The sequence below is a fragment of the Geobacillus subterraneus genome (assembly GCF_001618685.1).
Taxonomy (GTDB): domain Bacteria; phylum Bacillota; class Bacilli; order Bacillales; family Anoxybacillaceae; genus Geobacillus; species Geobacillus subterraneus.
Genome location: NZ_CP014342.1, coordinates 2,864,501 through 2,887,382 on the forward strand (window position 1 = coordinate 2,864,501; position 22,882 = coordinate 2,887,382).

The 22,882-nt window shown below is 51.8% G+C and carries 21 protein-coding genes; 9 read left to right on the top strand and 12 right to left on the bottom strand.

The window, feature by feature from the left end:
* Nucleotides 1–6: 6 nt before the first annotated feature.
* The 5 genes from GS3922_RS13925 to GS3922_RS13945 all read right to left on the bottom strand — a co-directional run bounded on the left by GS3922_RS13925 (nucleotide 7) and on the right by GS3922_RS13945 (nucleotide 6,401).
* Nucleotides 7–1,464 carry a type I restriction-modification system subunit M gene (locus GS3922_RS13925; RefSeq protein ID WP_063166834.1) on the bottom strand — a complete coding sequence of 486 codons (1,458 nt, stop codon included), beginning with the start codon at nucleotides 1,462–1,464 and terminating at the stop codon, nucleotides 7–9.
* A 338-nt stretch (nucleotides 1,465–1,802) separates the two neighbouring features.
* Nucleotides 1,803–3,176 (bottom strand): 23S rRNA (uracil(1939)-C(5))-methyltransferase RlmD, encoded by a 1,374-nt coding sequence (gene rlmD / locus GS3922_RS13930; RefSeq protein ID WP_063166835.1) that lies wholly within the window; start codon nucleotides 3,174–3,176, stop codon nucleotides 1,803–1,805.
* A 76-nt stretch (nucleotides 3,177–3,252) separates the two neighbouring features.
* Nucleotides 3,253–4,173: a diacylglycerol kinase gene (locus GS3922_RS13935; RefSeq protein WP_015373870.1), complete on the bottom strand. Its 921-nt coding sequence runs from the start codon at nucleotides 4,171–4,173 to the stop codon at nucleotides 3,253–3,255.
* 149 nt (nucleotides 4,174–4,322) lie between these two features.
* Nucleotides 4,323–5,843, bottom strand: coding sequence for a flotillin lipid rafts scaffold protein FloT (locus tag GS3922_RS13940; protein ID WP_063166836.1), 1,521 nt, complete (start codon nucleotides 5,841–5,843; stop codon nucleotides 4,323–4,325).
* Between the two features lie 21 nt (nucleotides 5,844–5,864).
* On the bottom strand, nucleotides 5,865–6,401 hold the full coding sequence (locus GS3922_RS13945; protein ID WP_063166837.1) for an NfeD family protein: 537 nt from the start codon (nucleotides 6,399–6,401) through the stop codon (nucleotides 5,865–5,867).
* Between the two features lie 205 nt (nucleotides 6,402–6,606).
* Here GS3922_RS13945 and GS3922_RS13950 point away from each other — a divergent pair, with 205 nt between their 5' ends.
* A complete protein-coding gene (locus tag GS3922_RS13950; protein WP_063166838.1) occupies nucleotides 6,607–7,485 on the top strand; it encodes an RpnC/YadD family protein in 879 nt (292 codons plus the stop codon).
* Between the two features lie 101 nt (nucleotides 7,486–7,586).
* Here GS3922_RS13950 and GS3922_RS13955 read toward each other — a convergent pair whose 3' ends face one another.
* The 3 genes from GS3922_RS13955 to GS3922_RS17980 form a co-directional block, all read right to left on the bottom strand.
* Nucleotides 7,587–7,916, bottom strand: coding sequence for an Mpo1-like protein (locus tag GS3922_RS13955; RefSeq protein WP_063166839.1), 330 nt, complete (start codon nucleotides 7,914–7,916; stop codon nucleotides 7,587–7,589).
* A complete protein-coding gene (locus tag GS3922_RS13960) occupies nucleotides 7,897–8,253 on the bottom strand; it encodes a hypothetical protein (RefSeq protein WP_225995674.1) in 357 nt (118 codons plus the stop codon). The genes GS3922_RS13955 and GS3922_RS13960 overlap by 20 nt, the downstream gene beginning before the upstream one ends.
* 737 nt (nucleotides 8,254–8,990) lie before the next feature.
* Nucleotides 8,991–9,563, bottom strand: coding sequence for an IS630 family transposase (locus GS3922_RS17980; RefSeq protein ID WP_063166840.1), 573 nt, complete (start codon nucleotides 9,561–9,563; stop codon nucleotides 8,991–8,993).
* A 574-nt stretch (nucleotides 9,564–10,137) separates the two neighbouring features.
* Here GS3922_RS17980 and GS3922_RS13970 point away from each other — a divergent pair.
* Nucleotides 10,138–11,856, top strand: coding sequence for a M56 family metallopeptidase (locus tag GS3922_RS13970; RefSeq protein ID WP_042382517.1), 1,719 nt, complete (start codon nucleotides 10,138–10,140; stop codon nucleotides 11,854–11,856).
* A 432-nt stretch (nucleotides 11,857–12,288) separates the two neighbouring features.
* On the opposite strand, the gene GS3922_RS13975 is transcribed toward GS3922_RS13970, so the two are convergent.
* Genes GS3922_RS13975 through GS3922_RS13985 form a run of 3 tightly spaced genes read right to left on the bottom strand, consistent with a single transcriptional unit; the run spans nucleotide 12,289 to nucleotide 14,109 of the window.
* Complete coding sequence (locus GS3922_RS13975) at nucleotides 12,289–13,494, bottom strand: S1C family serine protease (RefSeq protein ID WP_063166841.1); 1,206 nt, start codon at nucleotides 13,492–13,494, stop codon at nucleotides 12,289–12,291.
* Complete coding sequence (locus GS3922_RS13980; RefSeq protein ID WP_063166842.1) at nucleotides 13,475–13,660, bottom strand: hypothetical protein; 186 nt, start codon at nucleotides 13,658–13,660, stop codon at nucleotides 13,475–13,477. The genes GS3922_RS13975 and GS3922_RS13980 overlap by 20 nt, the downstream gene beginning before the upstream one ends.
* A gap of 23 nt (nucleotides 13,661–13,683) precedes the next feature.
* Nucleotides 13,684–14,109, bottom strand: a complete 426-nt coding sequence (locus GS3922_RS13985; protein ID WP_013144197.1) for a PepSY-associated TM helix domain-containing protein — start codon at nucleotides 14,107–14,109, stop codon at nucleotides 13,684–13,686.
* Nucleotides 14,110–14,287: 178 nt separating this feature from the next.
* Between GS3922_RS13985 and GS3922_RS13990 the strand changes: the two genes are divergently transcribed.
* From GS3922_RS13990 to GS3922_RS14005, 4 genes are all read left to right on the top strand, one after another.
* The gene (locus GS3922_RS13990; protein ID WP_015373859.1) at nucleotides 14,288–14,950 is read left to right on the top strand and encodes a response regulator transcription factor; all 663 of its coding nucleotides are present in this window, start codon (nucleotides 14,288–14,290) and stop codon (nucleotides 14,948–14,950) included.
* Entirely contained in the window at nucleotides 14,904–16,313 is a 1,410-nt protein-coding gene (locus GS3922_RS13995) for a sensor histidine kinase (protein ID WP_396231417.1), read from the top strand. The genes GS3922_RS13990 and GS3922_RS13995 overlap by 47 nt, the downstream gene beginning before the upstream one ends.
* A 175-nt stretch (nucleotides 16,314–16,488) precedes the next feature.
* Nucleotides 16,489–17,058, top strand: a complete 570-nt coding sequence (locus GS3922_RS14000) for a TetR/AcrR family transcriptional regulator (RefSeq protein WP_063166844.1) — start codon at nucleotides 16,489–16,491, stop codon at nucleotides 17,056–17,058.
* A gap of 74 nt (nucleotides 17,059–17,132) precedes the next feature.
* Entirely contained in the window at nucleotides 17,133–19,442 is a 2,310-nt protein-coding gene (locus GS3922_RS14005) for a YhgE/Pip domain-containing protein (protein ID WP_063166845.1), read from the top strand.
* A gap of 198 nt (nucleotides 19,443–19,640) precedes the next feature.
* Here the strand turns inward: GS3922_RS14005 and GS3922_RS14010 are convergent, their stop codons facing one another.
* Nucleotides 19,641–19,988 carry a hypothetical protein gene (locus GS3922_RS14010; RefSeq protein WP_015373855.1) on the bottom strand — a complete coding sequence of 116 codons (348 nt, stop codon included), beginning with the start codon at nucleotides 19,986–19,988 and terminating at the stop codon, nucleotides 19,641–19,643.
* Nucleotides 19,989–20,187: 199 nt separating this feature from the next.
* Between GS3922_RS14010 and GS3922_RS14015 the strand changes: the two genes are divergently transcribed.
* The 3 genes from GS3922_RS14015 (at nucleotide 20,188) to GS3922_RS14025 (ending at nucleotide 22,766) form a co-directional block, all read left to right on the top strand.
* Nucleotides 20,188–20,712: a hypothetical protein gene (locus tag GS3922_RS14015; protein ID WP_063166846.1), complete on the top strand. Its 525-nt coding sequence runs from the start codon at nucleotides 20,188–20,190 to the stop codon at nucleotides 20,710–20,712.
* A complete protein-coding gene (locus GS3922_RS14020; RefSeq protein ID WP_063166847.1) occupies nucleotides 20,672–21,325 on the top strand; it encodes a PspA/IM30 family protein in 654 nt (217 codons plus the stop codon). The genes GS3922_RS14015 and GS3922_RS14020 overlap by 41 nt, the downstream gene beginning before the upstream one ends.
* A 199-nt stretch (nucleotides 21,326–21,524) precedes the next feature.
* Nucleotides 21,525–22,766: an MFS transporter gene (locus GS3922_RS14025; RefSeq protein ID WP_063166848.1), complete on the top strand. Its 1,242-nt coding sequence runs from the start codon at nucleotides 21,525–21,527 to the stop codon at nucleotides 22,764–22,766.
* Nucleotides 22,767–22,882: the final 116 nt, after the last annotated feature.

The following is a 22,882-nucleotide window of genomic DNA, read 5'->3' on the forward strand; positions in this document are numbered from 1 at the left end:
GCACCTCTAGAATTTAAGCATATCTTCTAACTCTTTTATACCTTTTATTATTTCTTCTTCTAGCTTCTTTACTTTTTCAATTATTTCTATCGGTTGTTGATACTTCACTTCTTCATACTCAATTTCTTTATACTTGTTAATCGAAAGGTCATAGTCGTTTTCACGAATTTCTTCCACCGGCACGAAGAACGACTGCTCCGTGCGCTTCCGTTCTTTTTCCGCTTCACGGTTATGGAATCGCGCAATGATGTCCGGAATGTCGTTTTCTTCAATCGGAGTACGCTTGTCGTCCAATGAATAGCCGTCCGCTTTCATATCATAAAACCATACTTGATCCGTACCGCCGACTCCCGTTTTCGTGAAAATCATAATCGCTGTCGATACGCCCGCGTATGGTTTAAATACGCCGCTTGGCATCGAAATAATGGCTTCTAATTTATGATTTTCCACAATCTCTTTGCGGATGTCTTTATGCGCCTTCGAGCTGCCGAACAATACCCCGTCCGGCACAATGCACGCGCAACGTCCGCCCGTTTTTAAAATGCGTAAGAATAATGCCAAAAATAAAAGTTCGGTTTTCTTTGTCTTTACAACTTTTAACAAATCATTTGAAACTGCATCATAATCTAATGAACCTTTAAAAGGCGGATTGGCAAGGACAAGGGTGTATTTGTCCTTATCTTTGTTTTGTTCCGACAAGGAGTCGCGATATTCGATATTTGGATTTTCAATGCCATGGAGCATCATGTTCATCGCGCCAATCCGCAGCATCGTGCGGTCCATATCAAAACCGTAGAACATATGGTTATTAAAATGTTCTTTTAAACTTTGCACTAAAAATAAGTCACTGCGATGTTTGCGCAAATATTCGCCCGCTGCGACTAAAAACCCTGCGGAACCTGCGGCCGGGTCGACGATGATGTCTTCCGGCGTCGGTTTCATCAGCTCGACCATCATGTGAATGATATGACGCGGGGTGCGGAATTGGCCGTTCGTGCCTGCGGTGGCGATTTTCGATAACAAATACTCGTACAAATCGCCTTTCGTATCGCGGTCTTTCATCGGAATGCGGTCAATGCCGTCGACGATTTTGACGAGCATTTGCGGCGTCGGGATCATGAAAATGGCGTCGCCCATATATTTTGCATAGGCCGATTCCCGATTGCCGTGCAAGTTTTTGATGAACGGAAACACTTCATTGGACACGACATCGTACATATGGGCGGCTTCAAAATGTTTGAATTTGCTCCAGCGCAAGTGTTGCTTATCGGGAGGAAAGATGCGTTCCGATTCAATGCCGAGCAGCGCATCCTCCTGCTCGCGCTGTGTTTCGACTTCATCCAAGCCTTTGATGAACAATAAGTAGGTAAACTGTTCAATGACCGTCAGCGGGTTCGTAATTCCGCCCGTCCAAAACGTTTCCCATATTTTATCGACTTTATGGCGCAATTCGCCTGTGAGCATGGCTTCTATGTACCTCCTTGTGATTTCCAATCTCCATTATATACGGTTTTCGGTACAAAAGGGGGAAGAAAAATATGTTTTATGCCGGTTGACGCTCAGGAAGACAGAGGGTGACATTTGGGGCAAAGAAACTCCGACTGTGCTTTGCATGAAGCGGGAGTCGTTCACCATAACCGTTCGAGGAACACTTGCAAGTGGTGTGGATTCTCAATAGGATGGATCTCATCCAGCCCCCAGTTTTGCAGGCGGATGAAATCTTTATCATGTCATTCGTGTCGTCATGGCCGTTTGCCCAATTCGACTGCAAACAACAAGGCCGGATCCACCGGCCCGTTGTCTTATCTCAACCGAATTTTCGCCACACACTCCACATGCGCCGTGTGCGGAAACATGTCCACTGGCTGGACTTCGATCGTTTCGTAGCCGCCGTCTTCTAGGATGCGCAAGTCGCGGGCGAGCGTCGCCGGGTTACACGAGACGTAGACGACGCGCGGCGGTTTCATGGCGATGATCGTCTCAAGCAGCGCGGCGTCACAGCCTTTGCGCGGCGGGTCAACGACCAAGCAGTCGGCGCGGATGCCTTCTTCGTACCAACGCGGGATGACGTCTTCGGCGGCGCCGACTTCGAAGGTGACGTTTTGGATGCCGTTGAGTTTGGCGTTGCGCTTGGCGTCTTCGATCGCTTCGGGGACGATTTCGACGCCGTAGACGTGTTTCGCTTTACGCGCCAAAAAGAGCGAGATCGTGCCGATGCCGCAGTAGGCGTCGATCACCGTCTCCCGCCCGGTCAGCTCCACGTATTCGAGCGCTTTGTCATACAGCACTTTCGTCTGTTCGGGGTTGACTTGGTAAAACGAGCGGGCCGAGATGGCGAATTGAATGCCGCCGATGCGGTCGGTGATGAACTCGCTTCCCCATAACACCCGCGTTTTGGCGCCGAAAATGACGTTCGTCCGCTCGGGGTTGACGTTTTGCACGATCGATTTCACGCCCGGAATGGCGCGGACGATGTCACGGACAATGTCCTGTTCGTGGGGCAGATGGTCCGTGCGGGTGACAAGCACGACCATCACCTCGCCTGTTGCCGCGCCGTAGCGGGCGACAATATGGCGAAGAACGCCCTTGTGCGTGGTTTCGTCGTATGGGGGAATACCATAGCGCTCGGCGATGCGCTTCACGGCCTGGACGACGACATCGTTCGCCTCTTGCTGGATGAGGCAGGCGTCCATATCGATGATTTCATGCGTCCGCTCCTTGTAAAAGCCCGCCACCAAGCCCCCTTCGCGCTCGCCAACGGGCACTTGCGCCTTGTTTCGATACCGCCATGGGTTCTTCATCCCGATGACGGGATGGACGGTGACGCCTTCTAGCTTGCCGATGCGGGCGAGCACTTCTTTCACCTGCTTTTCCTTCGCTTTCAGCTGGCCTTCGTAGCTGAGGTGTTGCAGCTGGCAGCCGCCGCATTGGCGATAGACGGGGCACGGCGGCGCAACGCGGTCGGGGCTTGGTTCGTACAGCTCCACGAGGCGGCCGTACCCATACCCTTTTTTCACTTTGATCGCTTTCACCTTCGCCCGCTCGCCGGGAAGCGCGTGTTTCACAAACAACGGAAAGCCGTCGACTTTCGCCACTCCGAGACCGTCGTGGGTCAAATCCGTGAATACGACGTCATAATATTCATTTTTGGCGACTGGTGGTTGCTGCTTCGTCATGTCGTTCTCCTTTCTGCCGTTCCTCTGTATATGTAGCGTGCCCTTTATAGGGGAAAGGCATAAGAAAAGAACAGGCTTATCTTCCTGTTCTCACTTGTTCTGCCTTTTCTTTTGGCATCAATACGTCAATATGGCGGCGCAAATTGACGAACTCCCCTGGAAGCATGCCGCCGAATTCGCCGTCTAAGTTCAGCTGCATCGGCGAGTGCACTTTTACCCGGTTCGCTTTCGTGTAAATGACGTGCGGGTCGTTGATGTGCTCGCCGCGCGCCGCGAGGGTGACAAGGCGGATGAATTCGGCCAAGTTCGTTTTCTTGACGATGATAAAATCGAACAGGCCGTCATTCAATGATGAATCGGGTGCCAGTTTTTCAAACCCGCCGACCGAGTTCGTGAGCGAAACCAAAAACATCATAATCTCGCCTTCGAACAGTTTGCCGTCATACTCGATTTGCGCTTCGGTCGCCTTGATGGACGGCAACATCTCGATCCCTTTCAAGTAATAGGCGAGCTGGCCAAGCATCGTTTTCAGCTTGCTCGGCACTTCGTAGGTGAGCTCGGTCAGGCGCCCGCCGCCCGCGATGTTGATGAAATAGCGCGTTTTGTCTTCGTTCGTCACACAGCCGATGTCAATCGGGACGGGCTCGCCCGTGGCGATCACGTCGCACGCCCCTTCAATCGAACGGGGCACGCCGATGGCGCGGGCGAAATCGTTCGTCGTCCCAACGGGAATGACGCCCAGTGTCGGCCGATGCGGCTGATCGGCGATGCCGTTGACGACTTCATTGATCGTTCCGTCGCCCCCTGCGGCGACAACGAGATCAAATTCCCGCAGGACGGCCTGGCGCGCTGCTTCCGTCGCATCCCCCGGCCCTTCGGTGGCGTGGCACGACGTTTCATAGCCCGCCTTTTCCAACCGCACGAGCACATCAGGCAAATGGCGCTTAAACAGCTCCCGCCCTGATGTCGGGTTATAAATGATTCGAGCTCGTTTCATTATTCTCAACCTACTTCCTTTTTTCCATTCCACCCGTTCCCATCATAACGAAACAACGCTTCATGCGCAACTCCGACGAATGTCGTGAACAAGGCGGCGAGAAACAGCGCCCTCGGGTTCAAGCGAAGGGCGCTGTGGGAGGATAGGCATCATTCTGTTGTCTTCGCCTCTTGGGACGATGCTGGCGCACCGAGCGGCTGGACATGGGCCGCTCCACCCTGGGCGACGCTCTCGAGCAGCTGCTTCACATCGATGCCGGTTGACGCTTTCAACGTCTCCTGCAAGCTCGCCATTAAGTTCGTCGCATAGCCCGTGACGCGGTTGGCGCCGCCCCCCGCTCCTGAGCCGGTGTCGACGATCGTCAGCTTCTCGATGTTCGCAAGCGGGCTCGCCACTTGTTTCGCATACTCCGGAAGCATCTTGATGATCATGTCGAGCACCGCAGCCTGGCCATAGCGCTCGAACGCTTCGGCGATCTTTTGTTTCGCTTCCGCTTCGGCGAGGCCTTTCAGTCGGATGATTTCCGCTTCCGCTTCCCCTTTCGCTTTCTCCGCCTCGGCTTTTGCCAACCCGTCGAGTCGGACGCGCTCCGCTTCCGCTTTCGCCAGCGTTTCGACGCGGTACTTTTGCGCATCGGCTTCGGCGATTTGTTTCGCCTTTTCCGCCGCTGCTTTTTGCTCGATCGCATAGCGCTCGGCATCAGCTTTTTTCTTCACTTCTGAATCGTATTGCCGTTCGCGGCGCAAAATTTCTTTTTCTTCGAGCTCGATTTGTTTTTGCCGCTCGATGATTTTAATTTGCATTTGTTGAGCCGTCACTTCTTGTTTGGCTTTCGCTTCTTCGAGATGGTACGCCTGATCGGCGCGCGCTTTGGCGATATCTTGCTCTTGGCGGAATTCGGCGAGTTTGAGCTGGTTGATTTTTTCCGCCTCGGCGATTTCCGTCAGCCGCTCGAGTTCCGCTTTGCGCGCTTCCTTGTCCGCTTCGGCCCGCTTGATGCGCGTCTCTTTTTCCGCTTCGGCCGTCGCGATATCGGCGTCGCGCTTCACTTGGGCGATGCGCGGCTTCCCGAGCGCGTCAAGGTAGCCGTTTTTGTCGCGCACGTCTTTGATCGTGAACGAGACGATGACAAGCCCCATTTTCGCGAGATCTTGCGAAGCGACACGCTGCACTTCTTGCGAAAATTTATCGCGGTTTTTATAAATTTCTTCAACCGTCATCGACCCGAGGATGGAGCGAAGATGGCCTTCAAGCACTTCACGCGCTTCGTTTTCCATATCTTGGCGCGTTTTGCCTAAAAACTGCTCGGCCGCGGTCGCGATTTCGCTGATCGAACTTCCGACTTTGATGATCGCCACCCCGTCCGCCATGACGGGCACGCCTTGTTCCGTATACACTTCCGGCGTTTGCACATCGAGCTTGATCGACAATAAACTGAGCGGCTCAGCCTGCTGGAAAATCGGCACGACAAACGTGCCGCCGCCGCGGACGATTTTAATTTTGTTTCCCGATTCGTCCACGTGAACGTTTTTGCTTCCTAAGTAGCTGCCCGTCACAATGAGCGCCTCGTCCGGCCCGACGGTGCGGTAGCGGGCGATAAAAATGGCAATAAGTCCGACAAGAAGCAAGACGACGACGCCGATCACGACAAGCCATGGCGCAATAGTCATCACTTTTTCCCCTTTCTCTGTTTAAATCAAAGCATGATACGGATCGCGCTTCGCCACTACAGCGATGCCGTTTTCCATTTGCACGATGACGACTTCTTCCCCCGCAGCGATTTCCTCGCGATGGAGGCTTTTCGCTGGTTTCGCCACCGCCCCGCTTTTGCGGGAGATGAGAATTTCACCAAACCCATCAGGCGGCACCGGGACGATCACTTTGGCGAGCGTTCCCTCCAAATCGGCGTCCGTATATCCAAGTGACGCCTCAGCCGAACGGAGCGGCAAAAAAACGAAAAAGTGCAACAGCAACACAGCAACAAGCGCCGCGCCGATGGCAAGCCACAGAACCAAGCTCGATGCCCAGTCTGTGTACCATTCCGCCAGCAATCCGACCGCGCTGCCAACAATGAAAAACGATAAAACTAGCTGCGGACTGAACAGCGGATGATCGGGCAGATCGAAGATGCCATCAAGCACATCGCTGAAGAAAAAATACAAAACCGTCAACAACGCACTGACGACAAGCACCCATCCGTACACAACTTCAGGCGAATGGCTGAACAACTCCCCTCCCTCCTTTCCCCTTCGCTTATACATACGGCGAAGGCAGCCGTTGGTTTCATCATTTTTCCAATGTCATCAAAATTCGACAATCCTCCCTGATTTCCTTCTTCTAACAGCAGAAAAAATGCAGGGAGACCGGCAGGATTTTGCATAGTGCAAGGCGAATCAAGCTATGCGAATCTAAAAACATATCGGGAGGGAGACCATGTCAGAAACGCGCATTGACCACGATCGGCTGTTTAAAGAGTTGTTGAGCACCTTTTTTGAAGAATTTGTTCTCCTCTTCTTTCCTCACGTACACGAACAGATTGACTTTCACTACCTTTCCTTTTTATCAGAAGAAGTGCTGACCGATGTCACCGCGGGTGAAAAACATCGAGTCGATTTATTGGTCGAGACGAAGCTGAGAGGAGAAGACGGACTGATCGTCATCCACATCGAACATCAAAGCTACATCCAATCCTCGTTTTCAGAGCGAATGTTCATTTATTTCAGCCGCTTGTTTCAAAAACACCGCCGCCGCATTCTTCCGATCGCCATCTTCAGCTATGATGCCATCCGCGATGAACCATCTTCATTCACCGTTTCGTTTCCGTTTTTGACCGTTCTCGATTTCCGTTTTTTGACGGTGGAATTGTCCAAACTCCCATGGCGCACATACATCCGCCATGACAACCCGGTCGCTGCCGCCCTGTTAAGCAAAATGGGGTATAATGAAGAGGAGAAGGTGGAAGTGAAAAAGGAATTTTTGCGCATGCTCACCCGCCTCGAGCTCGATGAGGCGAGACAGCGTCTGTTGTTCGGCTTTTTCGAAACGTATTTGCGGTTATCGGAGGAAGAAGAAGTCCGACTGCGAGATGAGGTGAAGACCATGGAGGAGAAGGAGGCTGCCAAAGTCATGGAACTTATCGTGTCATACGAACAGAAAGGCATGGAAAAAGGAATGGAAAAAGGAATAGAGAAAGGAATGGAGAAAGCAAAGTTGGATGTTGCGAAACGAATGTTGGCAAAAGGATTTGATGCTGACACGATCCATGAACTGACCGGACTGCCGCTGGAAACGATTGAACAATTGAAGCCATGAGAAGGCAAACCCCTTCTCCCTGAATCATTCGGGTTGCCGCCCCCCATTTCTCCAAACTTTGGAACATCTTCAGGGAGAAGGTCTTTTCATCGTTCTTCGCTTTATTCCTCTGAAATCCCCAGCCGCTCCAAATCCCGCCCAAGCTGCCCCGTAAGCATGAGCCCGTACATGCGAAAATCGGCCCGAAGCGACCAAAACGGATGGCCGAAGGTGGCGGGCTTGTTTCCTTCAATGAAAAAGTGGCTGAACCAGGCGAGCGCATAGGCGGCCACTGGAGCGCCGAGCAGCCACCACGCATTCCTCGTCACGATCGCAATGATCACAAACAAAAACACGAAGCTCGTTCCGACAAAATGCCAGCGCCTTGTCGCCCGTTTGCGGTGCTGAGTCAAATAAAATGGCCAAAACTCTTCATAATCGCGGAATTCCATCTCCCTTTCCCCCTTTGATGGATGCGGCGCGCCGCCCACGAATGCCGCGAACGAGCAGCACCCAGTACCCGATCATGTACAGAAACAGCACAAGCGACAGCCACGCCCACCATTGCCCCTCGATGAGGGATTGCTGCCAGTAGGCGAACGGATCGACGCCGACCCTGGCGATCGTGTGAAAATTGTTCAGAAAAAAGAGCGGCACTGCGATCACCGCAACGAGCGAATACAAGCGGCGAACCGTTCCTTTCACTAGCATCGCCACACCGACAATCAAGGTGGCCATGCACATAATGTAGTACAACACGGACATCCATAGCGGCGCACTCGGGCCCATTTCAAATCCCTTTTCATCCGTCATAATGGCCATATTCGATGAGAACCAAAAGAGTTCCTTCCTGTTAGAACGATGTTCCCTTCCACTGTGAGGGAGCGGCTGCTCAAGTTCAACACACATTTGGCCTGCACCCACAAAGCTCCCCTTCATAATGAATTGTGTTTTCAAGTTGCGGGAAAGAGTGTGGGAACACAGAAGGACGTAACTCTTAGAACGGGATCTCCTCCATTTTTGGGATCATGCCCGCTCAGCTGCAGTCAGTTCGCTTTTGTTATGTTTAGCACTTGAGAATCAATACCTAATTTCTATATACATGCAACATGAAGAGTTAACTTCTCAGTCATCCTGCACACCCTAAGCGTTGCAGCACTTCCTGCGGACGTTCGTGGATGTCGTCCGCAAACCGAGCAATGGCCTGGACGATATCGTTTCGATGTTTGTGAAACACATTGGCGATCACGGTGTCTTTCAGCCATTTCCACAAGCTGAATGCGGGCGTGATCCAACACCAAGACGATGAGACGGTCTGGATCGCGCTCTTTGAGCATTCTCAAGAAATTCAAGAACGTCGCGGCATTGGCGCGGCAGTCGTTTGATGAAGCACCGTTTCGCCATCGTGGATGTTGACCGCGCCAAACCGCGATACGTGGGCATGATGGCCGAACGTCGGCACTTGTTTTTGGCGGCCGACTTCTGACCATGTGGACCGCAAGACATGGTAAGAGCGGATATGGGTTTCATCGATGTACAGAAGAACGGCATCTTCTGTGTCCTTGGTGATCAAGTTTTTTGATCAGATCCATTTGCTTTTCCAATTGCTTTTGCTCATCCGGGTTCCCTTTCGCCAGTGTGTACGTCGGTCGTGTCCACGACAGCCCTTTGCGGTGCAGGAGTTTTCGCAGCGCTTCGCGGGAAATGGAAACACCGAATTGCTTTGCGACATAGGATTGCAGGAGTTTGGTGTTCCACGCCGAGGCGACGTCCCAGCCCAGTTCGGCGGGAGTGGTGGTCAACACAAGCTGTTTGATCTTTTCCTGCTGTTCTTCGGTGAGAAACGGCTCTCGCCCGGGGGCGAAATCCCGATGAAGCAGGAGTTCAAGGCCGCCTTCGTTGAACAGCGACACATAATGGGAAACGGTTTGTCGGCACACGTTGACCATGGAGGCCGCTTCTTTGCCCGAATAGCCTTCCATGACGAGGCGAACGGCCATCACCCGTTGGCGAAGAAGGGTGTTTTTGATTTTCCATTCCTGTTTGCGAAGTGTCCGAGGTGTCCATCCGTGATCGTTGGTGATTTTGAGACGTTTCATGCAGAATTCCACTCCTTTTCCATACTTTTCCTTAGGGACAGTATAACCGGAGTGGGCACCGCTTATGCGAAGGTTAACTTTTCAATGAGCATGTATATACAATGAATGGTCAAAACATCAGCAACAATCTGCTGATCCATTCATGCAACGAACATACCAGGACACTGACCGCTCGCTTTCGTAAGCGTAAATCACGAATCATGCGGAAGACAACAACATGAGTCATACAAAAACGGGTCTCTTAATCATACGGTTCCTCTCCTACATGAATGATCGTTATCCGTTACATGTGAGGAAAATATTGTAGGTCATATTCATGTTCCCCAACAAGCGCAGTGGAGTGAAAAAAGAAAAAGATATACAAAACGAACCTGTCCCTGCTATAATGTCAATTGAAAAAAGAACCAATATTGGAGAAAAACGTTCATGAACGTTCAACAACATGCCATTGTCAACCACCTACATGTAGAATGGACGAATTTCGTTACCAATGGGTATTAGTGGATTTACTTAAGTGATAAATAATGACTAGGGGGTTTCTTGCACTTTTTCAACTAGACAGGGGGAGCAACAGATGCCAGATGTGACTATATCGATTTGGACTGCTGCAGTCGGCTTTTTTCTCGGTTTCTTGGCATACTTTTTTAAAAAATGGTGTCCTTCTTTATATGTACATATCCTCACTGCGATACTCGGAATCGGATGGATCGTCTATGTGTTCTTAGATCAAGGGTTTATAAAAACGGTGCCCATTTTTTTTATATTTGGATTTAGCTTTTTTAGCTCTCCGGTACCGGAAAGAAGCAAAACCCAATTGAAAGAGATCATCGATCAACTAAAAGAACAAGGTGCGAGAGAAATAGTCTTGTCTAAAAATAAAGAGCGCCTATTAGCGGATTTGTTATTTTCCGGATTTTTCATCGTCATTGCTGTTCTTTATTTCCTTTTCGGGCCGAATTCCGCGATTACGTTCATCCTTTTATATAGCTTCATCTCTCTTTTTGTTGGGCTGACAAAAAGAGTGGGACTGCTTCGCTCTCTCCGCCTTTTTTACGCAGAACACGAAGAAGCATTATATGCTGTATCTTTGTTTGAAACCAAAAAATATCCATTGAAGGAACTTTCAGAAGTAAGCGTTCAGACAAGGCCGGATGTGTTGCAACTATTCCAGCTTTTTTCTTTGTTCTCTCCTAATATGGACTATACGACCAGCATGGGGAAAACGTGGAAGTTATCTTTTTCCGGTGAAAAAGTTTATCTCACCCCTGATCCATTAGAATCGATGGATTTTCTCCTTAAAGGAGAAATACATAAAATGGAAGAGTTCGAAGTAAAGCCTTTTTATCATCCAAAAAATTGGAAACGACTTTTAGGAAAATGGTATTTTGCAGCAACGGTGAAAGGGGTGGGAGCTTATGCAGCCCTTCTCACACTGTTTACTTTGCTGGGGATCGGGCCGATCGCAACAACCGCTGTTATTATACTATTTTGGATATTCAATCTATGGATTTCGGATCGCGTATTGAAAATCGCTTTAGATATGAGGAAAATAGACGATCCCGATTTGCTGCCCATCATCGAGAAAGTCTTTTCACGTGCCGGCCTTTCTCATGTTGATATTTATGTTACGGAATCGGCCGAATATAACGGTTTTGCGATAGGTGCGAATATTGGTCGATCATTGGTAGCGTTAACTTCAGAAACGCTGAAACTTCCCCATGAAGCCATTGAAGGCATTTTGGCTCATGAGGCGATTCATGTGAAAAAGCGAGATGTCTTGATGGGACAGTTATTGCGATTTGCGTTGATCGGGTTAGTTTTTGCTGGTGTTTTCCTTATCCATGAAGCCTTTCCAAATTGGCTAGAACATAATCAAATCTTTGTTTTTCTCGGCCTATGGCTCTTGATTTTTCTGCTTCCTGCTTTCCAATCTCTATTCACACAGTGGATGGAAGTCCGGGCAGATCATTTAGGAGCAACGCTGTTGGACGGTGGGAATGCTCAAATGGCTAACAGTTTGACGATCCTGTGTGAATATCAAGATCGAGCATTGGAAAAGTCTGTAGGATACCACATTGATTTTAAAAACGAGCAAGAAGCAAATAAAAAGGACAAAAAAATCTCTTCCTTAGAAAGAGATTCTTGGTTTTTTAGATTTTTGGAATTCCAGTTTATGTCCCATCCGCCCATGTATTGGCGTGTTCATGCGCTTCAAACAACAGAAACCGAATGGAGCATCAGGAAAATCAAATTATGGTGGTGCAGCCGCTTCCGAGAGTCGTTGCCCAATTGAAACCGTAGGTGAGCAAACTTACTCATCTCCATGGACAACTGAGATCCCTTCGTGAGACTTCGCTGTTGTACATATGAGGCACGAACGTCCTTGTGGCTCGTAGTAGGCACGCCTATTCTAGCCAAGGAATTCGGTCCTTGTGACAACAGCAAACGAAGCCCTTCCTCCAACATCATTCCGAGCGAAGTGATGATTCGGATCATGGGGCCCCCTGTATTGCGGGCGCACCCACTCTCGGACATGCAACGGCTGCACGTCGTCCTGCCAGCTCTCGCAATATGAGCAGACTCGATACAAAAAGTGCTGACGACACGGAATCAACGTACAGCCGTCTCATTTCGCTTTATACTCCAGCATCATGAGCAAGCGCCGCACACGAAAATGAACATCGCCTCTTTCCAGCCGCTTCGGCTGAAAAGAGGCGATGTCTTCTTATGACTGGCTGCTTTCTCTCGCTTTTAAGGTGACGGATACGGTCGTCTCAAACCCATCGCGATAGATCGTCAGTTTGATGCGATCGCCCACCGATGTTTTCGTATACAAATAGTTGCGCAAGGCGCTGACGCTGTCGATTTTGTCGCCGTTGATGGCGACGATGACGTCTTTTGATTTCAGCCCGGCTTCCGCGGCTGGGGAGAACGGTTCGACGGACGTGACGGCCGCCCCGCTTGTGATGTTCGACGGCAATTTCAATTCATTCGTGCGGACGTCATCGGACAAATCCGCCACATCGACAAGCTGGACGCCAAGGTACGGGCGTTTGATTTTCCCATCTTTCATCAGCTGCTCGACGATCGGTTTGACGTTTTCGCTCGGGATGGCAAAGCCGAGCCCTTCGACGCCCGTTTCCGCGATTTTCATGCTGTTGATGCCGATCACCTGCCCCGCGCTGTTAATGAGCGCTCCGCCGCTGTTGCCCGGGTTGATGGCGGCGTCCGTTTGGATGACGTCGATTTCCCAATCCCCCGCTGACGTTGAGACGGGCATCGTCCGTTTGCCGCTGACGATCCCTTCCGTCACCGTCCGCGACAAATCAAGGCCGAGCGGGTTGCCGATCGCCGCGACAGGCTCGCCGATTTTCACCTTCGACGAGTCGCCGAAACTCGCCACGTTCGTCACCCCTTCAGCAGGGATTTTCAAGACGGCGAGGTCGGTGAGTGCATCCGCGCCGACGATCTCGGCTTTCACTTTTTTCCCGTTCGCGAGCGCCACTTCGACTTTGTTCGCCCCTTCAATGACATGGTTGTTCGTCACAATGTAGGCCGCATCGCCGTCTTTTTTAAAGATGACGCCCGACCCCGTCCCCGCTTCCGTATCTTGCGCTTGTTCGGAGAAAAAGTCGACTTGTTTTTGAATGTTGACGACGCCGACGACCGCATCGGCCACTTTATTAATGGCGGCGATCATGTTCGTGTTGACGTTCCCCGTCGGCTGCAGCGGCAGCGCCTCGCTTTTTGCGGTCGTTTCCGCTGTTTCCGTTTGGGAATTCGTTTCTCCATGCATCCATTTCGGCGCCACATACCACGTCGCCGCGCTCCCAATCACCGCCCCTGCGACGGAAGCGGCGAGCCACGATACGAAGCGGCCGCGGCGTTTCGGTTCTGGCGTTGGGGTTGGTTCAAATGGCATCACGTCCATGGGTCATCTCCTCCTTCATGATCCATGATGGAATATGCAGCATCTTCGAGCGAATGGCCGCCAAGCAGTGAAATGGCGGGCGAAATACGACGATGCCACCGACATCGATCGGCCTTGCATAAAGAGAAGACCAGCGTCGCTGTTTCTTTCGGTTGTTCTGATGCATCGTTTCATCCCTTCCTGCGTACGTTATGTCGTCTCCGGCGCTGGCGTCATCCGCTTCTGCTTCCGCCTCCGTCCCGCTGCGAGCGTGCGGATCGACAGGAAAATCCCCGTCGCGGTCAAGATGATCATCGCCACCGCCGCGACATCAACCGCCCAGCGGATGTCAAGCGAACCGATTCTCCCTTCGTGCAGCTGGCGGACGAACATCATGAGCGACGATCCGCCTCCCTCGGCGCGCGGTGCCATCGGGGCCGTAGATGCCCCCGCTCCCGACGTCTGCCCCGCCCCGAACGCGTTCATTCCTTCCTGCGCGGCGCGGTGCATCTCGCCGCGCTCCGCCTGGCCGATCAGCCACGGCTCGGATAGAAGGAGCCCCGTCACCGCCTCAACAAGCAAAAAGATCGAACTGATCAGCCCAATCCAAAGATGCAAATTCCTCATTTTCCTCATCGCCGTTTGCCTCCTTTTCCTCTTCGTCCATCATGATAGCCAAGGAAGGTGAAAAAATGGTGAAAATTCTTTTTGAGAGAACAGCCTTCTGCGCGGCGAATGGGCTGCGTTTTCACCGTTTTTTCACGAACGATTTGATATGATAAGAAGGAAGAGAGACAGAACGGGAGGAATGGCGATGAAAATTTTGCTGGCCGAGGACGATCTTCACCTAGGGGAGCTGATCGTTCACTTATTGAAAAAGAAAGGCATCGACCATATCGATTGGGTGCAGGAAGGGGAAGATGCGTACGATTACGCCATGGCGGAGTTTTACGATGTCGTCGTGCTCGATTGGATGCTTCCAAACGGCGATGGGGTGGACATTTGTCGACGGTTGAGGCAAAACGGCTACACAGGCGCGATTTTGATGTTGACGGCGAAAGACGCCGTCCATGACCGCGTCACCGGGCTTGAGGCGGGAGCGGACGATTACTTGGTCAAACCGTTTGAAATCGACGAGCTCGTCGCGCGGCTCAAGGCGCTCGCCCGGCGCACGTTCGTCCCGCTTCAAGAGGAAAAAGTGGCGTTTCACGGCTTCACCTTAAACCGGACAAGCCATACGCTCCATCGCGGCGATGAAGAGATTTTCCTCACTCCACGCGAGTTTCAGCTTCTCGATTTGCTCGTGCAAAACCAAGGGCAAGTCGTGCCGCGCGAAACGATATTGGACCGCGTTTGGGGGTGGGATGCCGATGTGTCAATGAAAACGATCGACGCGACAATCAAGCTATTGCGCAAAAAGTTGAAAGACGATGTCATCCAAACCGTTCGAGGAGTGGGGTATAAAATTGAAAAATAACTGGAGGGAATGGCGCGACTGGCTGCGCCGCCTAGGAAGCGCCGACTTGTTCCGCCGCGCCCATTGGCGGTTGACGGCGCTCTACAGCGGCATTTTCACGTTGTTTCTCGCCTTGTTTGTCATGATCGCCGCGGCCTTGTTTTACTGGATCGCTACCTCTGACCAAGAGCGGCGCATCAGCCGCCTCGCCGAGCAAGAGGCGAATACGATCGAACAAGTGCTGCTCAAGCAAAGCAATTTCGACTTGTTTGATGATGAAAATGTCATTTTGTTAAGCGAAGACCAACTCTTTTTTTACGTCATCGGCCCGGACGGGGGCCTGCTCGCCGGGGATGAAGTCCACCCGCGCCTGCGTCCGTATTTTTTAAACGCCTTGTCCCATCTCAAGGCAAATGAGCGCGCTCCCGTCTACATGAGCGTCTCTTTGCCGGAACATATGCCCGGCCTCGCGCGCGAAGCGGCCCGCGACTGGCGCGTGCTCGCCGCCGCCCGTCCGCTCGTCATCCACGGCGATTTCGTGGGCATGCTGTATATCGGCATGGACGTCACGTCGTTTTTCGGCGTGTTCCATTGGCTGCTCATTGTGCTCATCGGCTTGGCCGTTTTGTTTCTTGCCGTCGGCGTGGCGCTCAGCTTCTTTATGTCCAAGCGCGCGCTCGCACCGATTGAAGAGGCGTACGAGCGGCAGCGCCAGTTCGTCGCCGACGCCTCTCATGAGCTGCGGACGCCGCTCAGCGTCGTCTTCTCGTCCGTCGAGGCGCTTTCGCTTGAGGAGGATGTGATGAAAAACGACTTTGCCCGCCGCCTGCTCGACCGCCTGCGTGACGAATTGAAGCGAATCACGAAACTGATGAACGACTTGTTGACGCTCGCCCGCGCGGATGCGAAACACGCCGCGCTGGAGCTTTCAAAACAAACGTTCGATTTCCGCCCGCACGCCGAGCGCACGTTCCAGCTCATGTCGGAACTGGCGGCGAAAAAACAGATTACGATGCATTTTCACGCTCCCGAGCAAGCGCTCGTCACCGCTGACCCGGACAAATTGACGCAGCTGTTGTACATTTTGCTCGACAACGCGATCAAATACACCCCCGAAGGCGGCGAGGTGACGCTGTCGATCCGCACCGAGCCAAAGCACGTGTTCCTTTCCGTCAAAGACACCGGCATCGGCATCCCGCCGGAAGACATCGGCCGCATTTTCGACCGCTTTTACCGCGTCGACAAAGCGCGCTCGCGCCAACAAGGCGGCCACGGCCTCGGGCTGTCGATCGCCAAATGGATCGTCGACGCCCACGGCGGCGCGATCCACGTCCATAGTCAAATCGGGAAAGGAACCGAATTTCTTGTTCGTCTTCCTCGCTAAATCCAGGGGGCAAAACAGTAAGGCGAAGGCTTCCTTCCCCTAACAGAACGTGCCGTTGAGTGAGAAAAACGAAACATCATACTTTGTTGCTGTTGCAAACCGAACATATTCATGTTATGATTCAAAACGTAATGACCAAATTGTCCATTTAGTCAAAAATGAAGGATGAATGCCCATGTCGGATAAAAAACAACAAATTATTGATGCCGCCACTCAATCATTTTCGCTGTTCGGCTACAAAGCAACGACAATGGATCAAGTAGCGAAGATGGCTAATGTCGGCAAAGGAACGATTTATACATTTTTCAAAAGCAAAGAAGAGCTGCTTGACCATATCGTTTCCTCTGTTATATCCGAAATTAAGCATGAAGCGGATGCGGCTATGGATGATCGTTTGCCGTTCAGCGAAAACGTCCAACGCGCCTTGCAGCGTATTTTTACATTCCGTCAAGAACATGAATTAACCATCAAACTTTTGCAAGAAATGCGGGATATTGGCACCGCAGCTGTACAAGATGTGATGAAACGCCTTGATCGCGAAATGATTGCCTATATTCGCGAAAAAATTGAAGAAGCGATGGCAAAAGGGGACATTCGCTCTTGCGATCCAGAGTTAACGGCATTTTTCATGTTTAAAATGTACATCGCATTAAGCATTGAATGGGAAAAAGATCACGAACCATTGTCTCAACAAACCATTGCCGAACTGTTTGATCTGTATTTGCTGAAAGGATTGTCTCCATGATAATCCTTCTCTTTTCGGAGCGAAATGACTAAATGGACAAATCAGTCAGAATTATAAACAAAGGAGGTTCGGGCATGCACGCATTTCAATTATGGTTAAAAGAATGGAAGGCCATTCTGTCCAACCGCAAAGTGCTGATTCCTGTCATAGCTGTATTATTCATCCCTCTTCTATACAGCGGCATGTTTCTATGGGCATTTTGGGATCCATACGATCATTTGGATGAACTTCCCGTCGCTGTAGTCAACCAAGACAAAGGGGCGGTTCTCAACGGCAAAGAGATTCATCTTGGGGAAGATCTTGTCGAAAAGTTAAAAGAGAACAAGCAGTTTGACTGGCATTTTGTAACCGAACATGAAGGGGAAAAAGGGTTAAAAGAACAAAAGTATTATATGCTCATTCAAATCCCTGACGATTTTTCCCGGAATGCGACAACGCTGCAAGACGATCATCCGAAAAAACTGCAGCTCATTTACAAACCGAATGAGGGATTTAACTTTCTATCGGCACAAATCGGCGAAACTGCAGTTGAAAAAATAAAAAACGAAGTAGCGAACGCCATAACAGAAACATATGCCGAAAGCATGTTTGATACGATTCAAACTGTCGCTGACGGATTGACAAACGCGAGCGACGGAGCCGCACAACTGCATGACGGACTCAGCCAAGCACAAGACGGAACAAACCGACTGTATGATGGCATGAAAAAAGCACAAGACGGAACTGAAACGTTATATCACCATTTAGCGACACTCGCGGAAAAATCCGTGAGCTTTACTGACGGACTGCACCAAGCTGCCAGTGGCTCATTGCAAGTTCAAACCGGGTCCGAAGCGCTTTACAACGGGATGAAACAGATGACCGCTGGGCAAGAGAAACTCCTCTCCGGAGCAAAGCAGGCTCAGCAAGGAGCAGCGAATCTTGCTTCAGGGACAAGACGCGTATATGAGGGAATGCAAGCGCTCGACGCCCGCACTCCGCAGCTTTTGCAAGGATCTGAACAATTGAGCGATGGAGCAGCAAAGCTCACAGCTTCATTGGCTCAGTGGCAGGAAGGAGCCGAACAAGTTCACACAGGTGCGGCCCAAATCACAAGCGGTCTTAAGCAGTTGGGCGCGCAGCTGGACGTGCTCATCAAGACAACTCCTCAAGCGCAACAGAGAGCCGTATATGAGCAATTAAAAGAACAAATCATGAAACTATCATCGGGAAGCCAGCAAGTCGAAAACGGCCTTGCGCAGTTAAATAGCGGCGCCCAATCGTTGCACTCTGGAGCCTCTTCTTTGCACGAAGGAGCCCAACAGCTGCATGAAGGGCACATCGCTCTCGATCGCGGAGTCGATGAACTGCTTGCCGGTCAACAACAACTTGTCAATGGCGCAGACGCACTGGCGAATGGCCAAGAACAACTCGTCAGCGGCATGAAAACAATGTATGACAAAATGCAAGAAGCTGCACAAGGAGCAAGCCAGCTTGCCCATGGCAGTGGAACACTTTCTTCAGGCCTGCAAACATTGGCTCAAGGAGCGGATCAGCTTCAAGATGGTACGCGCCAGTTGAGGGACGGTTCACAACAAGTAGCGGCTGGAACGAAGGAATTAACGAACGGGACAAAACATTTGCAAGATGGTGTCAACCAACTGACAGACGGCTCGAAAGAATTGGCGGATAAATTGAAAGAAGGAGCCGAACAAGCAAGCGATGTCAAAGCCAATAAGGCTGTCTACGACATGTTTGCCCAACCAGTGAATCTCCACAAGGAAGAAATCAATAAAGTGCCGAACTACGGAACAGGGTTTACGCCGTACTTCTTATCACTTGGATTGTTTGTCGGAGCGCTGTTGCTTTCCATCGTCTTTCCGCTTCGCGAACCAGCGGAGATTCCGCGTTCACCATTGCATTGGTTTTTGGCTAAATTCGGCGTCTTGATCGGCATCGGGATTTTGCAAGCACTGCTGGCGGATGTCGTGTTGCTGGTTGGACTCGATTTACACGTAAAAAGCGTCCCGCTCTTTATCGTGTTTAGCATTGTCACTAGCATCACATTTTTATCTGTCATTCAATTTCTTGTTACCGTGTTCGGCGATCCAGGAAGATTTATCGCGATTGTCGTGCTGATTTTGCAATTGACAACAAGCGCGGGAACATTCCCGCTCGAACTGATTCCACGCTCGTTGCAACACTTTAACGCATGGCTTCCGATGACGTATTCGGTTTTCGGATTGAAAGCGGTCATCTCAAGCGGTGATTTCTCGTTTATGTGGGAAAACATCGGCAAGCTGCTTCTATTTGTTGTTGCCATGATGATGGGAACACTCGTTTATTTGACTATCCAACATCGCCGCCAATTTGCCACGGCCGTCGAACAAGCTTCTGAAGCGTAATTGCTTCAGAAGCTTGTTTTTTTCTATCGACCCTTGCCATCGTTATCATTCTTTCATGATTTCTCTCTGATGCAAGGGACAATGATGGAGAACAGTTTTTCATGTTCTTCCTCACATTTCAACTAATGATTCTTGAACGGTGAGACAGGCGTTATGAGCCGCTTCAGCGTTTTTTCGCAAACGGAACGTCGCCCTGCTTCAGGCGATGCAACAGGTGGAGGGCGTGGAGAATGCCAAATATATCAACGCATTCACAACCGCGTTGATATACTGCATAACCAAGTCTCCGACATCGCGGATTTCGATCGGAAACAGGCGGATGATGAGGACAGACACCGCGATGATGAGGAACGAACCGATCAGAGTACCGCCGAACCGCGCCTGCGGATGCCATCGAATTCTCGCCAAGCCGACGATCAACGAACCGATGGCAAACCCCAAAAACGAGCCGTACGCATAATATCCAACATAAAACGTCGGAAACAAAAAGGAAAACAACAACACCAACAAAGCGCCGCCCACATCAACCCCATACGACCGAACCACGTCTTCCCCTCCTTCGTCCCCACAATGTCAGAAAAAACAGATGCCCGTCAAAATCATCGTCCATCTCGCGGCGGATCCCCTATTCATGATATACTCAAAAATCCTTCAAAAAAATGTTCGCTTTTCACCTAATTTTCTCCTTCCCCCTCTACAATACAAACCGTAAGCCAGTCCACTGCCGAAAAAAGGAGGTGACGATGTGAAAAAGGCAAAAACGTTCCTATTCATCGCGCTCGCTGCTCTCGTTGGATGGAGCGCGTTTCATGTTCTGACGCCGCATGAAGTGATGGCGCACGGCCGTCCGGGCGTTCCATTTGCCGGCGTGCACGATGGATTCGGACATCACCATCGAGAGTTCGGCATGGGATCGCGCGAAGGCTGGATGATGGCAGGTTTGTTCATGTGGTGGCTCATTCCGTTTTTGCTCGTGGGCGCGGGGGCGATATGGCTCGCCGCGGCGCGGTCGAAGCGCTGGATCGGTTGGGCGCTTGTCGCTTTAGGCGTTGCTGCGATCTTGCCGAAATGGGTGTTGATTTTGCTTGCACTGGCCGCGGTGTACGCCTCGGGGCGGCGTCAAGCGCGCAAACCGTCCGCTGTTGAGGCGTTGATGCCAGCGGCGCCTTCGGTTTCCACCGATTGGCTCGATGAATGGGAAAAATCAATTCAAAAGGAGGATCAATCAAATGGGTATTTTTCGCCGAATGAAGACGATCGTTCTCGCTGAAGTGAACGAACAAATCGACCGCTGGGAAGACCCCGTCGCCATGACGAAACAATATTTGCGTGAACTTGAAAAGCAGCTCGAACGAGGGCGCCAGGCGCTCGCCCAGCAATGGGTCGCCGAGCGGCGCTATGAGACGCTCATCGCCCAAGCGGAGGCGACGATTGAAAAACGGAGCCGCCAAGCGAAACTGGCGCTCGAGCGCAACGAAGAAGCCGTCGCCAAACTCGCCTTGCGCGACAAGCTGTTGTATGAGAAAAAGCTGGAGGCGTACAAACAACAATACGACGCCATCAAAGCGAAAACGGCGGAAGTCGCCAACCGTCTAAACCAACTGCGCGAGCGGTACGACGAGCTCGCAGCTAAGCAGCTGGAGCTCGCTACCCGCGTTAACGCCGCGCAAGCGTTGAAGCAAATCGACTCGGCGCTCGCCTCCTTTTCCGCCGACGAGGCGCTGCGCGGATTCGCCCGCATGGAAGAGCGCGTCATCGCCTTAGAAGCCGAAGCGTCCGCCGCCCGGTTCGGGACGAATGCTGCGTTGTCCCCCGTGCCGTTTGAGGAAGAAGTGGAACGTGAATTAGCGAAATGGAAGGAAGCCCAAGCCAATAACGCCTAATCCCCTCCCCCTTTGACATAGATGACCCCCTTGCCGGGCAGGCAAGGGGGATGGTGTTTGTTCAGGGAAATGGCACCGCTCCCCACCGTCGCACGGCCTGACTCTCGCTTTCCCCCGTTCGGAAGCAAAATCGTTTCCTTTGTTTTTCCATCGTGGTAAAATCATTAGAGAAACGAAATAATACAGGAGATGACCTCCTATGAACTGGAAGCGAAGCGTCCGCGTTCTTTGGCTGTGCAATTTCATGGTTTCTGCCGGGATGACGATGGTCATTCCCTTTTTGTCGCTCTTTTTATGGCAAATGGGCGTCACTGAGCACCACGCCTTGAGCATCTGGACGGGACTTGTGTTTTCCGTCACGTTCCTATCAGCCGCTGTCATGGCGCCGATTTGGGGCATGTTCGCCGACAAGTACGGCCAGCGCGCCAACCTCATCCGCGCGGGGATTGGCATGGGGCTGATCACCAGCTGCATGGCGTTCGCCCATTCGCCGATGGCGCTGCTTGTTCTTCGCTTTTTGGTCGGCTTTTTCTCGGGATTCATCACCGTCTCGTTTTCGTACTTGGCGCGCGTCGTGCCAAAAGACCATAGCGGCGAGGCGCTCGGGACGCTGCAGACGGGAAGCATCGCCGGCAACGTCATCGGGCCGCTCATCGGCGGCGCCTTATCCGATTGGTTCGGCTTCCGCCCGGTGTTTCTCGTGACCGGGTTTTGCATTTTGGCGACATTGCTTCCTGTCGTCTTTTGGCTCGACAAAGACCCCGTCGCGCCGCAGACGCAAGAGCGCCATGCCAGTTTCAAAGAAGTATTCGCCCATCGGCCGCTCGTCATCTTGTTTGTCGCCACCTTTCTCGTGCAAATCGCCGTTCTTGGCGTCAACTCGATGATGACGATTTTCGTCCAGTCGCTCGTCGGCGATTCTCGCAATCTCGCATTTCTATCAGGGCTCGCCTCCTCGATCACCGGAATCGCCACGATCATCGGCGCACCGTATTTAGGCAAGCTCGGCGACCGGATCGGGCAGGAGAAAACACTGCCGATGTTGCTTCTGCTCTCCGGCCTGTTCGCCTTGCCGCAAGTATGGACGGACCATCTTTATGAATTGTACGTCTGGCGCTTCTTGCAAGGGCTTGTCGTCGGCGGGGTATGGCCTGCCCTTCAAGCGCTGATCAACGCGCAATGCCCGCGCCGCATCCAAGGGCGGGTGTTCGGCGTCACAGCCAGCTCCCGCTTTCTCGGCAACTTGACCGGCCCGACCGCCGCCGGCGCGGTCGCTGGGCTGTTTTCCATCGCCTACATGTTCGCGTTGTCCGGCCTCTTGCTCATCGCCACCGGCGCGTTGGTCGGCTACGCCAACCGCCAGGCGGCAGCGGGGGCGCAGTCGTTTGACATAAAAGAAAAACTCGCCGCTTGGAAACACCGCCTCCATAGCCGGCACTAAGCCCGGTCCGTTTCGCAACGCCGGCGAAGAAACGTCGGTTTTGCCAGACCTCTCATTCGAAAAGAGGCAGTGCTCCGCCGTTTTCCACTGATAGACGCCGCCCGGCGAAAAACGGA